Genomic DNA, 13,826 nt, shown 5'->3' with positions numbered 1-13,826 from the left:
AAGGGGAAATCTATGGGTACGATATTAGGATTCATTATTTTAGCTATCATCGCTTATTTTATAAAAAAGCGCTATGGCTTAACTATGACTAAATTCTTCGAGAAAAAAATAGCTGAGCATAACCAAAAGAAAAAAAAGAAAGAAGAAAAGAAAAATCGCTATTAAACAATATTTCCATACAATGCTCCATGAATGAAAGCCTATCACTAACGACCTTAGTGTTGTGTTCTAAACCGACAAGCACGATTAGAAAATGTATCGTAAAATCACATGAACAGCATGTGAGTGAGCTTTGGCTCTAAATGGTTTTGGGGCAAAGGCGTGTTACGTCCTTCAGCTGTAGCACACCACTGAACACAAACGCTTTAGAGGATTCATTTTAACGCGAATTGTTGAGTTACGAAGGTTACCAGTCTGAGGGGATCTTCTGCTCCGCCTCTTTTTTACTTCAGCTAACTTCTAACCCTCGAACGGGCTTGCTCTGCCAGGAGCTCTCCAATTGTATCCTCCCACGGATCGCACATACCAAGCTCGGCAAAAACAGTGTTTCTTACTGCGAGTTGAACATCCACTACTACCGCCACCGCCGTATCAAGATCCGAGAATGTTTGATTGAACTGTACCCTCCATGTATCGGACTTCGTAGAGTTGGAACTCCGGGCAACAGTGATGTCCCGGTTGATGGCCGTGTTGTCCTCTTTAGTTAACAGGACACAAGTGTCCGGTCCATACAATTTCCCTTCGCCGCCTACTAGAAGATCCTTGTCTAACTCCTTGTCACGCCAGTCCTGATTGTAGTACCACTCGGCAAAAACTTGGAAGTCGTGCCATCGCTTGTCAACCTCAACATTAGCGTAGCTAGGCTGACGGCGATAGTTTTTCTTTTCGTAGCATCTGTACAACATTGCAGCCCAGGACTCGTAAGCCGGGCTCCTGGTAGTGCCTGGAATGTAGGGGTTTTTATCCGATAGGTAATTACTCTGGTATGGGCCTACACCTATATAACCAACTCCACAGACATTAGGAGCCAATCGATCGCCCACTTCACCGTTGCGGATTTCGGAAGAGGTCGTGAAATTTTCGTAACCGGTATCGAGGAAGCGATACCAGACCTTTTTTGCGTGCTCATACTTGGTAATTTTTAGCTTACCAAAGTTATTAGTTGAATGAACCTTGCCGACAGTCATATCCTCAGGTGTTGAAATTTCATTCCTAACCAAAGGCAGCGACGGATCACGGACACAACCTTCTCTGATATGGGTTGAACTGGTCCATTTTTTGGCTCCAGTATCGTGGAATTTCACCTGAATATTGAGAGCATCTTTGTACTTAATGACCGTCATGTCACCATAGTTATTGGAGGGGAAAACATCACCCACTTTCATGGTCGGCTTACTTGACGGGAACTCTAGGAAGTGATGGGGCGTGGACGTTGCCTTTGCGGATACAGGAACTGAATGTCCAACGTTCTTCGCCAGTGTTGTTAAATCTGACTTGGATTTTTTTCGAGTTAACGTACTGGATGACCGTCAGAATTCCGCAGTTAGTGGTAGGGTATGTCTCACCGACTTTTATTGGTGATTTATTTTTCATACGTCGATTCCTGGTAATATTATATCTGTCCTTGAACGGATCTGCTCGGTCAGTATTTCTCGGATCGTTCCCTCTAGCGAGTCACGCCTTTTCAGCTTGGCAAAGATGGCGTGCCTTATTGAGAGCTGTATATTCACGGCGGCTTCGATTGCCTGCTCTTGTGTCGAGAACGTTTGGCTGAAAAGCACTCGCCAACGTTCAGGACCAGCTACATTTTCTGCCCGAAAGATAGAGCCGACACGGTTGATGGCCGTGTTATTCTCTGGCGAGATCAAGACGCATGTGTCCGGTCCATAGCGCTTTTTCGACCCCGAAGTAAGCAAGTCTTTGTCTAGCTCTTTGCCACGCCAGTCTTGACTGTAGTACCACTTGGCAAATACTTGAAAGTTATGCCAGCGTTCATCGACTTCTACGCCTGCGTAGGTCGGTCTTCTTTCCTGACTTTTTTTGCAGTAGCACCGTTTCAGCATACCGGACCAAGCTTCATAGGCTGGGCTTCTTTCCTTGCCGGGAAGATACGGGTTTTTCTCCGGGGGGTACCAACTTAGATATGGGCCTTCTCCTATATAACCGACGCCAGCCACGGACGGTGCGAGAACATCACGAACGCCCCCTCTCCGAATATTGGCAGCTGCAGTGTGGCTTTCGTAACCGGTATCGAGGAAGCGATACCAGACCTTTTTTGCGCTCTCATACTTGGTGATGACTAGGTTGCTGTTGTTATTAGTGGGGAAAACATCACCCACTTTCATGCTTGGTTTCGCCATACATATATTCCATTATGTTCAATAACCGACAAGTGATGTTCCCTCAGTATTGTAGACACATTACGTGTATGAGGAAAAATATGGAAAAGTTAATAGTCACATTGGTGCAATGAAACTGACAGGCTTTAATCATATTAGCGATATAAAAGTATACCTAAATATTAATGGCCTTTTACATTTCAACCACCTTCTGCTTCTCCTACTTTATAGTCGTTCAAATTTTTCAAACAAGCTGTTCGTTTTTGCCCCCTGTTTGCATCGCACGTTGCTTTCTACACTACAGATAAGAAAGAAATTTGGAGGCGACTATGGCAATCCGACGTATCAAACAAGTCATTCAATCTCACCCATCATCTGATGGCGATGGCGTAAAAATCCTGCGTGTACATGGATTTAACAACACCAGCTTTTCACCATTCTTAATGATCGATGAATTGAAATCGATTAGCCCTGATGACTACATAGGTGGATTTCCCTTTCACCCTCATCGCGGTATAGAAACTCTCACGTATTTACTCAATGGCCATTTCCAACATAAAGACCATATGGGCAACGTAGGTGAATTACGGGATGGTGGCGCACAATGGATGTCAGCCGGTAAAGGTGTCATCCACAGTGAAATGCCGATGATGACTGACGGCTCGCTACACGGCTTCCAAATCTGGATTAACTTGCCAGCTGCCAAGAAGATGCAGCCAGCCCAATACACTGACTTTCAGCCTGAGATGATCACTGAAAAGGCATTAGGCCAAAATAACCTAGTTCGCTTAATTTCAGGTGATCTCACCATTCAAGGCGATACAATCAAAGGGCCATTGCAGCAAACAGGTGTTCCAACCACAATCGCAGACTGGCAAGCCACCAAGGGGGCGAAATTTACCAGTTGCCTAAATCCCGACTTCCAGGCGATGCTCTATGTCTACAAAGGTACAATTGAAGTGGAAGGACAAACCGTCAAAACCGGACAATTGGCATTACTCGAACACGGTGAGGGACTAGCAATCACAAACACCGAAGACAGCGGTGTGTTGTTACTATCGGGCATCCCAATCGATGAACCTGTGGTGCATTACGGCCCGTTTGTGATGAATAGCATGGAAGAGATTGAACAAGCCGTACAAGACTACCAGCAAGGTCAATTGGTATAACAGTCAACTATTTGTTTATAGATCAGATGAATTAGCATTAACTCCTGATCTCTATAGGCATAGTCAACTCTAATCACTTTATGCCAAGTGAATTGTCATTTTTGCTCATCGTAGGGCGAAATTTAGCGCGGCAGCGTAAAACGTGATCAAGCACTATAATATGAACAATTTTTTTTGTAGCTCTTGAAAACATCGCGGTATCGAAACGCTAACCTATATGCTCAATGGCCATTTCCAGCATAAAGATCATATGGGCAATACCGGAGAGCTTCTCGATGGTGGTGCACAATGGATGTCGGCAGGCAAAGGGGTCATTCACAGTGAAATGCCGGTGATGACCGATGGCAAGCTCCATGGCTTTCAGATTTGGATAAACCTGCCTGCAGCAAAGAAAATGCAGCCAGCGCAATATCACGATTTTCAGCCAGAAGTGATGACAGAAAAAGCGTTCAATGAAAATAACCTGATCCGGGTCATTTCTGGTGACTTAACCATTAAGGGGGAAACTCTGACCGGACCGCTGCAGAGCACAGGCGTACCGACCACGATTGCTGACTGGCAAGCCGCGGCAGGTGAACAGTTCGGAAGCTGTCTGAATCCAGATTTTCAGGCCTTACTTTACGTTTATAAGGGCGAAATCGAGGTGGAGGGTGCGAAAGTGGAAGCCGGTCAACTGGCCTTGCTGGATCAAGGCGAAGGCTTGTCGTTAGCGTCAACAGACGATAGCGGTGTGTTACTTCTCTCTGGGCTCCCAATCCATGAGCCCGTTGTTCATTATGGTCCTTTCGTCATGAATTCGATGGAAGAGATCGATCAGGCTATCTCTGATTATCAGAATGGTAAATTAGTTGCTGAGTGATGCCGGGCCCTCACAACTATAAACGACAAAGCCCACTTTCGTGGGCTTTGATTTATCTCAATATCAGCAAATCTTATAATTAATCATACAACGATGCTTCGCCTTCCGGACGGGTTTTAAAGCGGCGATGTAACCACATATATTGATCCGGCGCCTGCATGATCGATTGTTCAACCACCTTATTGATATAGACCGCAGCAGCATCCGGATCGTTATGCGGAAAGTCATCTAGCGGCGGATACATCGTTAAGGTGTATTGACCGGAATCAGTATTACGTACCATAGAAAATGGAACAACAGCACAATCGGATGCGTCGACTAACAAGCTGGTTCCTGTTGTAGTACAGGCATTTTCTACCGCGAAAAGTGGTGCAAATGTTGAACGGCGGCGACCATAGTCATGATCAGGAGCATACCAGACACGCTCCCCTCGACGTAACATACGCAGCATCTCTTTGACGTCTTTACGATCAATCAATGTCCGGTTCGAACGCGATCGGCCTTTATACTGAAAATAGTCAAAACAAGGATTGTTATTGGGACGGTAAACGCCCATTCCAGACATTTTTATTCCAAAAGCCCGAGCGGCTATTTCCAGGTTCATTGAATGAACAGCAACCAGCAGCGCACCTTTACCGTCCTGATCCAGTTTCGTCATATGCTCCATGCCTTCGATAGTCACATGGCGATTAACCCGAAAGTCAGGCCAGAACCAGGCCATACCTGTCTCAAACAATGCAAGGCCGGTATTATCAATATTCTTTTTTATCAGCTCGTCACGCTCACCATCAGGCATGTCAGGGAAACAGAGTTCTAAATTACGTTTAATAATTTTACGTCTTTTCTTCATCAGGCGAATAGCTAATCGGCCTATAACCTGCCCCATGCGAAACTGAATAAAATATGGCAGCCAGCTGATCAAATACATTACCGCGATCAGGATCAGTGTCAGCCAGTAACGTGGATGCAGAAACGCTTTGCTAAACGTGGGTGGCGTAAATTTGCTCATAGTGAGAAAAACATTACCTTACTTGTTATTGTGGTAAGTCGAACATGAAGAATAGAGTGGATGTTCATGCTTATGAAAAACGTCACATTATATACCCAAACCACTCCTTTATTAAACCTTGAAGCCGTTTACTTCCTCTTGTAAATGGTCTGCAAGGGCCACTAAATCAGGGTATGAGTCCGATGTCTTCTCAACGCCTGCTGCAGTTTGCTCAGGGAAACCATTAATGCGGGTAATATGATGTTACTCTGTATTAAGAGTAAACAGGTCATTTCCCCCCATAACCGTACAGATAAAAGGATCGGAATACCCCATTATGACGACCATCAGCAAAACCAAATCGAGCTATTACCGTCGTTTATACATCGCGCATTTAATTGAAAACGGCGTTGCCACTGTTCCCGCGATTATTGACTATACTGGCATGCCAAGGCGAACCGCACAAGACACGATAAAAAGCCTTTCTGAACTGGATATCATCTGCGTTTTTAATCAAACCAAAGGCGAGCGTAACCGTAGCGGTCAGTATAAGATCATTGATTGGGGTGCGATTAACAAACACTGGATTGCAGAACACATAACAGATATTAAAGCCGCGTTAGACTATCCATAAAACGAGAGGCGACATCTATCCTGTCTCGAGGGCTAGAAACTCGATCCTCGCTCCTATAAAACTGGCTACTCCATACATAAACCAATACACTCGCCTGCTGAAACAGAGTGCAAGGCACTCATATCTCGATGAATAAGGTTTTGCATTGGAATTATTAACGCTTGATTTTCTTGGCCGGCCATTACGTTTGGAAGGATCGATGGCTGGCTGGCAACAACTCTTCTGGGATAACACTCTGGTATCGCAGCTTGATGCAAATGCAGAGCACAGCGATCCCCATATTCATGAGTTTGAACTCAGCAATGGTGTAGAAACGATAAACTGTCGATTGGATATCGTTCTGAACTGGCAGCCATTTCTTATCGAATATAGTGTCAGAGCCAATGAGCAAGTTATTGCCGACGGATCTCGAAATGAGAAAGACATCGAACAACAAACACCAAGCACTGCGCCGACATCCGAACGTAAATTCAGCCTGATTGGCCTTGTCTCTTTAGGCATGAAAGCATTAAAGAGTGTCAAAATTATCAAAGGGGTGTTAGCAGCAGCCAGCTTGGCGGCTTATTCATGGCTGTTTTCGGTGCAGTTTGCCCTGGCGCTAGTTGCTTGTCTGATCTTCCATGAATACGGTCATATCCGCGCCATGAAATACTTTGGAATGAAAACCAAAGGCATCTATTTAATCCCCTTTCTGGGTGGTTTGGCACTGAGTGACGAAAAGATCAACACTCGCTGGCAAGATGTGGTTATCTCGATAATGGGCCCGCTCTTTGGTCTGATCATGTCGTTGCTATGTATCGTGGCGTACTGGATCACTGGCGAAATGTTCTTTGCCGGACTCGCAGTATTCAACGCCCTGTTAAACCTGTTTAACCTGCTGCCCATTCTACCGTTAGACGGTGGTCACGTCCTGAAAAGCATCAGCTTTTCGATGAACAGTAAAATAGGTATTGCCCTGTGTGCTTTAGCGGCTGTTGGCGGAGTGATCATAAGCTACAAGCTGGGTCTGACCCTATTTGGTTTCCTGCTGGTTATGGGCAATGTTGAAATCTTGTTTGAATGGAAATACCGCCACCAAAGTCATCTGCTTCCACTGAACCGTTATGGTCAGATTGTCGCTTTTGTCTGGTATCTCGGATTAGTGAGTTCGCTGGTAGGTATTATCTGGTATTTCGCCGGCACAGGGGACACAATGCTCGGCTTGCCGTTACAGGTGTTGGGATCTTAGGGAGGAAGAATCTAGGTTCGAGTGGCGAGAATAGAGAACCTAGTACCCTTTCACACAGGTTTTGACTAGTTGAAGCACGTCGTCCCGGAATCGAGGAACGAGATATCCGGGATCCAGTTCTAACCGTGCGCGCCTTAGATTCCGTATAAGTTCGTACCTCACTTTACGGAATGACGAAGGTGGTGACTGAACTCGTCAAAACTTCTGTGATGAAGCACTAGATACTAGGGACGAGAATCGAGTAACTAGATACTCGTCCCTTAATTTTTACTTCTTCTTTTCCATCATCGCTTTCAGATCTGCGAATGGATTAAAGGTCGCAGCTTCATGTTCATCTTCACCCGCTTTGATCACACTGCCGGTCTGCTGATCATGTTCTGTGTATTTTTCATGCTCATGGTCATGACAGAAAAGGCACAACAGTTCCCAGTTACTGCCATCTGCCGGGTTATTGGTGTGGTCATGGTCGACATGGTGAACCGTCAGTTCACGAAGGTTTGAATAGACAAATTCTCTAGAACAACGACCACATACCCACGGATAGAGCTTTAATGCTTTCTCTCGGTAACCTTGCTCTTGACGAGCATAACTGGCACTGGTGCCATAAATATCAGATGACATATTTAAACCTGTAATTTCGGTAGAACTTGATTTAGGACCTGTTTACCTTTAAACATAATAGCGGCAATATTGAAAGGTAAACAGGCTGTAGTTTAACTGATTTCTTCTCACAATACCTGACCAAGTACGCAATGTTAATACACAATTAATGCCTTTAAACAGGTAACAACTTATATTCTGTGGATGATACAATGCCTATTGCTGCATACTCAAACAGCATAGCTTAGGCAACGGCCATGCTAAAAGGCTGGATTGACTGTAAAATAAACTAAGGCAACGATTCTTCTTGCTTTTTGGGTAATAAATACTTGCAGCTTAGATGTAATACGACATGATTATGTTAGTATTCTGCCCAAATTGTTCATAGTGAATCGATTTTTCACTGTTAAGAGTAAATGAATATGGCTTTTGATTTTTCTAATATGACTGTTGATCTATCGGCAATCCCGACTACCATCGATATGGGCCATGCATGGCTGGGTGGTTTTGTATTAATTTTACTGGCTCTCTATATTGCAAAAAAAGGCAAACCAGTTGAAGTTGAAAAAATTGTCGAAAAACAAGTCGAAGTAGAGAAAATCGTTGAGGTTGAAAAACCTGTCGAGAAAATTGTAGAAGTAGAAAAGATCGTAGAAAAAATTATTGAAGTTGAGCCAAAACTGAAAACGGCTACGCCTGATGCTGCACTTCAGCTACTGTCACTTCTGCAACAAGAAGCCCGTTTTATTGATTTCATGCAAGAAGACCTGAGAGGTTTTGCTGATGCTGAAATCGGTGCTGCTGCCCGTGTTATTCATGAAGGCGGCCAGAAAGTCCTAAACGAATACTTCCGCTTTGCTCCTGTTCGTTCTGAAGACGAAGAATCCCGCATTACCCTGCCACAGGGCTTTAACGCCTCTGAAGTGCGTCTTACAGGTAATGTCGTTGGCGAAGCACCTTTCACCGGAACCCTTATTCATCGCGGCTGGAAAGTGACTGAAGTTAAACTGCCTAAACTGGCAGAAGGTCACGATGCTAATATTGTTGCCGCCGCTGAGGTAGAACTGTAATGCAAGAAACACAAGAACATCGTTTTAGCGTTGGTATCGACTTAGGTACCACTCACTGCGTACTGTCTTATGTCGATCTGCAAGATGAAGAAGCACAAGTAAGCGTCATGCCGATCGCTCAACTTACCACACCAGGTAATGTTGAAGAGAAAGATCAACTGCCGTCATTCATGTATCAGGCTCACGAATCTGAGCTTGCAGAAGGCGACACTGCCCTGCCATGGAGCGCGCAACCAAATGCCATCGTTGGTGCAATGGCACGTACGCTTGGTAGCAAAACACCGATTCGACTTATCGCCAGTGCAAAAAGCTGGTTATGCCATGGCGGTGTGAATCGCCGTGATGCCTTCCTGCCGCTGAACAGCCCGGAAGAAGTTGCAAAAGTGTCTCCTGTCGAAGCCACTCGCAGTTATCTTGCGCATCTGGCAGAAGCATGGAACGACCAGCACCCGGATACGCCACTGTTTGATCAGGACGTCACAATCACGGTTCCGGCCTCTTTTGATCCGGCAGCACGTGACCTGACGGCAGAAGCAGCACGCAGCGTGGGCTTCAAGCACATGACGTTGCTGGAAGAGCCACAGGCTGCGGTTTATAGCTGGCTGAAAAACAACCATGATACCTGGCGTGATCAAGTCACCGTGGGTGATGTGATCCTCGTGGTCGATATCGGTGGTGGTACTACTGACCTTTCTTTAGTCGCGGTAACCGAAGAAGAAGGTAATCTGACCCTGAACCGCGTCGCGGTTGGTGATCACATCCTGCTCGGTGGTGACAATATGGATCTGGCGCTGGCTTATCGTCTGAAGATGAAGCTGGCACAAGATGGTAAACAACTTCAGCCTTGGCAGATCCAGGCTATTACCCACGCTTGCCGTGATGCCAAAGAAGCCCTGCTAAGTGATGCAGAACTTCAGGCTGTGCCGATTGTTGTGCCAAGCCGCGGTTCCAAGCTACTAAGTGGCACCCTGCAAACGGAACTGACACAAGAAGAAGTTCAGCAAACACTGGTTGAAGGTTTCTTCCCACGTAACAGCATTGAAGAACATCCGGTAGAAATGCAACGTGGCGCCCTGACTCAAATGGGCCTGCCCTATGCGCAAGATGCGGCCGTTTCTCGCCATGTTGCCGGTTTCCTAAGCCGTCAGTCTTCAGCGGTTGATGAACTGTTCGAAAAATACGACCAACTACACGAAGGCTTTATCCGCCCGACAGCTATCCTGTTCAACGGCGGTGTACTGAAGTCTGAACTGCTGTCTGATCGCCTGCTTTCAATCATCAACAACTGGCTGACCACAGCCGGTAATGAAGAAGCGAAGCTGCTGGAAGGTCTGGATCTTGATCTGGCAGTTGCAAGTGGTGCCTCTTACTACGGCTCTGTTCGCCGTGGTAAAGGTGTCCGTATCCGTGGCGGTATTGCAAGCAGCTACTACGTCGGTATCGAAAGCTCTATGCCGGCCATTCCGGGTATGGAACCACCTCTGGAAGCATTGTGTGTGGCACCGTTTGGTATGGAAGAAGGCACTCACGCTGAAGTACCAAGCCGGGAATTTGGTCTGATTATTGGCCAACCGGTTCAATTCAAATTCTTTGGTTCAACGGTACGCCGAGAAGATCCTGCTGGCACCCATCTTGACTGGTGGCAACCAGAGGAACTGGAAGAACTTCCTGCAATTCAGGTAACTCTTCCTGTTGCTGATGGCCGCACTGCTGGTGAAGTTGTTCCTGTTCGTCTTGCTTCCCATGTAACGGAACTCGGTACGCTGTGCCTTGAAGCAATACCGACCGACGGCGGCCAGAAATGGCAGGTTGAATTCGACGTACGCGAAAAGTAATCCCTACCTTATAACGGCGCATCTTGATGCGCCGTTATTTTTTGTCGTACTGTTATTGCGAAAAATATAAATATAACATTGAAGATACCATCCTGTAGGGAATTCACTGCCACCAGCCATATTCGGCGTTCAAAGCCATTCCGTAGTGAACACCTGAATTCAGGATCAACTCTGGAGTAAACAATGTCTTCACCCTCTTCCCCGCGTTTTCTTGTTGGTATCGATTTAGGCACCACTCACACTGTTGTCGCCTATTCACCAATCGGTGACGATCTTGAATCCAGCCCAATTACTATTTTTGAAATTGACCAGCTTATCGCACCCGGTGAAGTTGCCCGCAAGCCGCTGCTTCCCTCTTTTCGCTATCACCCTGCATCAGGGGAAATGAACGAAGCCGAGTTAGTCTTGCCTTGGGATATTCAGCCCGTCGCCGGTGAAATTGAGAACGTGATCATCGGTGAGTTTGCCCGTGAGCTTGGCGCTAAAGTAGAAGGCCGTCAGGTCGTCAGTGCCAAAAGCTGGCTATCCCATACCGGTGTTGACCGCACCGAAGCCATTTTGCCCTGGTCTGCAAATAAGGGGGCTTCGAATAGCGTAAACACGAGCGTCGAGAAAGTCTCACCTGTTGTTGCCAGTGCCAGTTATCTCAATCATGTGCGTCAGGCATGGGATTACCATCACCGGGATGCAATATTATGCGAGCAGGAAGTCGTGATCACCGTTCCGGCTTCTTTCGATGAAGCCGCACGGGCATTAACACTGGAAGCGGCCGCTATGGCTGGTCTGCCAAACGTCCTGTTGTTAGAAGAACCGCAAGCGGTTTGCTACGACTGGTACACTCAAAATAAAGATCAGGCCGAAGAATTATTAAAAGACATTCCATTGCTGATGGTGTGTGATGTCGGCGGTGGTACAACCGACCTTAGCCTGATCAAAGTCAGCTCTAAAAACAACAAACTCGCACTGGATCGTATCGGCGTGGGCGATCACCTGATGCTGGGCGGCGATAACCTTGATCTTGCCCTCGCTCATAAAGCAGAGCAGCGCCTGCATGGCAGTGCAAAAAAACTCAGTGCTGCAGGCCTGTCAAAACTGATCCAGCAAACCCGTAAGGTTAAAGAACAATTACTCTCTGACAATGCACCTGCTACGGCCAAAGTCACGTTATTGGGCAGTGGCTCGCGCCTGATAGGTGGCGCTAAAAGCATCGAGCTAACCCGTGAAGAAGTCCATGATATTGCGCTAGATGGCTTCTTCCCACTGACAGAATTTACGGATCAACCCAGCCATCGCCAGGCCGCCGTGGTTGAATTTGGCCTGCCTTACGCTGCCGATCCGGCAATCAGCAAACACCTTGCCCAGTTCATTGATCTGCACGCTAGCGTATGCCGTGAAGCCTTAGCCGACCATGAAGCGCTAACCACGAGCGACAGTGAATTAATTGAAGACCAGCCGATCATTCCTTCCGCAGTACTATTGAATGGCGGCGTGTTTAACAGCCCGTTATTATCAGAGCGCGTGTTAAACATTTTTTCCAACTGGCGAGGTGACAGTGTCACTGAGCTTCATAACCCACACCCCGATCTCGCAGTCGCTTATGGCGCCGTCGCCTACGCCAAAGCCCGTCACGGTGCTCAATTAAAAATCGGCGGGGGGTCTGCACGTTCTTTCTTCTTAATGCTGGAAGGTAAAAAGAAATGCAAACAAGGTCTGTGCCTGCTGCCGAAAGGGATCGGTGAAGGTACTGAAGTACGACTTGACCAGCGAACATTTGCTCTCACCCTCGGTGAGCCTGTCCGCTTTAATCTGATCTCTTCCACAGATGACAGTCATACCAAAATTGGTGAGCTTGTCACTTTTGAAAATAACAGTGATAACGAAAGTTTCGTCACCCTTCCTCCTTTCATTGCAACGCTTGAAAGCGAGCGAGATCGCGCCGAGCTTGCTGCTAACCAGAAAGATCGCGAAGAAGTGACACTGGCCTGCCAGCTCACCGAAGTCGGTACTCTGCTGATCGAATGCGTTAGCGTAAGCGACGACAGAAAACGCTGGAAAGTTGAGTTTGGTATTCGTAAAGATCTGGCGCGCTTAAATCGTAACAAAGGTGATTCCACCCTTGCCCAATCGATCCTTCCAGCCCGCATGGAAGAAGCAATTGACGCCATTAAGCTGATATATGGTGGCAGTACCAAAAAGACCAACAACAAAGCGATCAAAACGCTGCGTAACGATTTAGACAAACTACTAGGCAAACGCGACACTTGGGAAACTCCATGCTTGAGGGAGCTGGCAGATACCCTGCTAGACAGCAAGAAACGTCGCCGTCGTTCAGACATCCATGAAAGAAACTGGTTAAAACTGACTGGCTTCACAATGCGGCCAGGTTTTGGCTATCCCTCTGATGAATGGCGTATGGAACAAATCTGGCCGCTCTATCAGCATAGTGTCCAGTTTAGCGATAATACCCAGACCTGGAGCGACTGGTGGACATTCTGGCGCCGTATCGCCGGTGGTCTGACTCAGGAACAGCAACTTGTGATCTTTAAAGATATCGCGAAGTACATCAGCCCGAGTGCAACGCGCAACAGTAAATTGAGCAAAGAGATGCAAGAGCGCAGTTATGAAGACATGGTGCGTCTGGCTGCATCTCTTGAGCATTTGCCGTTTGAAAATAAACTGCAATTGATTGAATCAATCTTTGGCCGCTTACAAAAAACACAATATTCCCAGGCCCACTGGTGGGCAATCGGTCGTATCGCAACCCGTAGCCCGTTCTACGGTAGCGCGCATAACTTATTGTCTCCTCAGCATATCGCCTACTGCTTACCTGAGTTGATGGATTTCGACTGGCGTAAAGATCCTAATATTGCCTTTGCTGCGGTGATGATGTGTCGTATGACAGGTGATCGTACCTTAGATATCGACGAAGAAAACCGCAAAAAGGTCATTGCCAAGCTGAAAGCCTGTAAAGCGCCGGCAAGCTGGATTCAAATGGTATCGGAAGTCAAAGTACTGACTGAATCTGAAACCAAACGGGTATTTGGTGATGCCCTGCCAACGGGATTACGTTTGATTGATTAAGCTTACGTTAGGGTTAACTTGGT

Annotated in this window: 11 protein-coding genes and 1 pseudogene; 8 read left to right on the top strand and 4 right to left on the bottom strand. The window is 46.7% G+C overall.

Going from position 1 to position 13,826, the window contains the following annotated elements:
• The first annotated feature begins 12 nt into the window (after positions 1-12).
• Positions 13-165 carry a hypothetical protein gene (locus C9I89_RS22425; protein WP_170107630.1) on the top strand — a complete coding sequence of 51 codons (153 nt, stop codon included), beginning with the start codon at positions 13-15 and terminating at the stop codon, positions 163-165.
• A 287-nt stretch (positions 166-452) separates the two neighbouring features.
• Here C9I89_RS22425 and C9I89_RS05970 read toward each other — a convergent pair whose 3' ends face one another.
• Together C9I89_RS05970 and C9I89_RS05960 are read right to left on the bottom strand one after the other, a co-directional pair.
• Complete coding sequence (locus C9I89_RS05970) at positions 453-1,385, bottom strand: hypothetical protein (RefSeq protein WP_107282439.1); 933 nt, start codon at positions 1,383-1,385, stop codon at positions 453-455.
• Positions 1,386-1,589: 204 nt separating this feature from the next.
• Complete coding sequence (locus tag C9I89_RS05960; protein WP_107282437.1) at positions 1,590-2,360, bottom strand: hypothetical protein; 771 nt, start codon at positions 2,358-2,360, stop codon at positions 1,590-1,592.
• A 308-nt stretch (positions 2,361-2,668) separates the two neighbouring features.
• Between C9I89_RS05960 and C9I89_RS05955 the strand changes: the two genes are divergently transcribed.
• Both C9I89_RS05955 and C9I89_RS05950 read left to right on the top strand, forming a co-directional pair.
• Positions 2,669-3,508: a pirin family protein gene (locus C9I89_RS05955; RefSeq protein WP_107282436.1), complete on the top strand. Its 840-nt coding sequence runs from the start codon at positions 2,669-2,671 to the stop codon at positions 3,506-3,508.
• A 190-nt stretch (positions 3,509-3,698) separates the two neighbouring features.
• Positions 3,699-4,367: pseudogene (locus tag C9I89_RS05950) on the top strand (pirin family protein); the annotation flags it as partial.
• A 79-nt stretch (positions 4,368-4,446) separates the two neighbouring features.
• Here the strand turns inward: C9I89_RS05950 and C9I89_RS05945 are convergent.
• A complete protein-coding gene (locus C9I89_RS05945) occupies positions 4,447-5,376 on the bottom strand; it encodes an LpxL/LpxP family Kdo(2)-lipid IV(A) lauroyl/palmitoleoyl acyltransferase (protein ID WP_107282435.1) in 930 nt (309 codons plus the stop codon).
• 316 nt (positions 5,377-5,692) lie between these two features.
• Between C9I89_RS05945 and C9I89_RS05940 the strand changes: the two genes are divergently transcribed.
• Together C9I89_RS05940 and C9I89_RS05935 are read left to right on the top strand one after the other, a co-directional pair.
• The gene (locus tag C9I89_RS05940) at positions 5,693-5,989 is read left to right on the top strand and encodes a winged helix-turn-helix domain-containing protein (RefSeq protein WP_107282434.1); all 297 of its coding nucleotides are present in this window, start codon (positions 5,693-5,695) and stop codon (positions 5,987-5,989) included.
• 145 nt (positions 5,990-6,134) lie between these two features.
• Positions 6,135-7,217 carry a site-2 protease family protein gene (locus tag C9I89_RS05935; protein ID WP_107282433.1) on the top strand — a complete coding sequence of 361 codons (1,083 nt, stop codon included), beginning with the start codon at positions 6,135-6,137 and terminating at the stop codon, positions 7,215-7,217.
• A 267-nt stretch (positions 7,218-7,484) separates the two neighbouring features.
• On the opposite strand, the gene C9I89_RS05930 is transcribed toward C9I89_RS05935, so the two are convergent.
• Positions 7,485-7,838, bottom strand: coding sequence for a YajD family HNH nuclease (locus C9I89_RS05930; protein ID WP_107282432.1), 354 nt, complete (start codon positions 7,836-7,838; stop codon positions 7,485-7,487).
• Between the two features lie 422 nt (positions 7,839-8,260).
• Here C9I89_RS05930 and C9I89_RS05925 point away from each other — a divergent pair, with 422 nt between their 5' ends.
• From C9I89_RS05925 to C9I89_RS05915, 3 genes are all read left to right on the top strand, one after another.
• Complete coding sequence (locus C9I89_RS05925) at positions 8,261-8,887, top strand: DUF2760 domain-containing protein (protein ID WP_107282719.1); 627 nt, start codon at positions 8,261-8,263, stop codon at positions 8,885-8,887.
• On the top strand, positions 8,887-10,722 hold the full coding sequence (locus C9I89_RS05920) for an Hsp70 family protein (RefSeq protein ID WP_107282431.1): 1,836 nt from the start codon (positions 8,887-8,889) through the stop codon (positions 10,720-10,722). The genes C9I89_RS05925 and C9I89_RS05920 overlap by 1 nt, the downstream gene beginning before the upstream one ends.
• A 183-nt stretch (positions 10,723-10,905) precedes the next feature.
• Positions 10,906-13,803: an Hsp70 family protein gene (locus C9I89_RS05915; protein WP_107282430.1), complete on the top strand. Its 2,898-nt coding sequence runs from the start codon at positions 10,906-10,908 to the stop codon at positions 13,801-13,803.
• The last annotated feature ends 23 nt before the right edge of the window (positions 13,804-13,826 follow it).

Source organism: Photobacterium lipolyticum (assembly GCF_003026475.1).
In the GTDB taxonomy this organism is placed as follows: Bacteria; Pseudomonadota; Gammaproteobacteria; order Enterobacterales; family Vibrionaceae; genus Photobacterium; species Photobacterium lipolyticum.
Note: the sequence above shows the minus strand (reverse complement) of the source record. Positions and strands in the feature narration are given on the sequence as shown.

Coding starts and splice junctions, on each gene's coding strand:
- C9I89_RS05945 (WP_107282435.1), bottom strand. CDS start 5,376: ATGAGCAAATTTACGCCACCCACGTTTAGCAAAGCGTTTCTGCATCCA.
- C9I89_RS05970 (WP_107282439.1), bottom strand. CDS start 1,385: ATGAAAGTGGGTGATGTTTTCCCCTCCAATAACTATGGTGACATGACG.
- C9I89_RS05940 (WP_107282434.1), top strand. CDS start 5,693: ATGACGACCATCAGCAAAACCAAATCGAGCTATTACCGTCGTTTATAC.
- C9I89_RS05925 (WP_107282719.1), top strand. CDS start 8,261: ATGACTGTTGATCTATCGGCAATCCCGACTACCATCGATATGGGCCAT.
- C9I89_RS05960 (WP_107282437.1), bottom strand. CDS start 2,360: ATGGCGAAACCAAGCATGAAAGTGGGTGATGTTTTCCCCACTAATAAC.
- C9I89_RS05915 (WP_107282430.1), top strand. CDS start 10,906: ATGTCTTCACCCTCTTCCCCGCGTTTTCTTGTTGGTATCGATTTAGGC.
- C9I89_RS05920 (WP_107282431.1), top strand. CDS start 8,887: ATGCAAGAAACACAAGAACATCGTTTTAGCGTTGGTATCGACTTAGGT.
- C9I89_RS05955 (WP_107282436.1), top strand. CDS start 2,669: ATGGCAATCCGACGTATCAAACAAGTCATTCAATCTCACCCATCATCT.
- C9I89_RS05930 (WP_107282432.1), bottom strand. CDS start 7,838: ATGTCATCTGATATTTATGGCACCAGTGCCAGTTATGCTCGTCAAGAG.
- C9I89_RS22425 (WP_170107630.1), top strand. CDS start 13: ATGGGTACGATATTAGGATTCATTATTTTAGCTATCATCGCTTATTTT.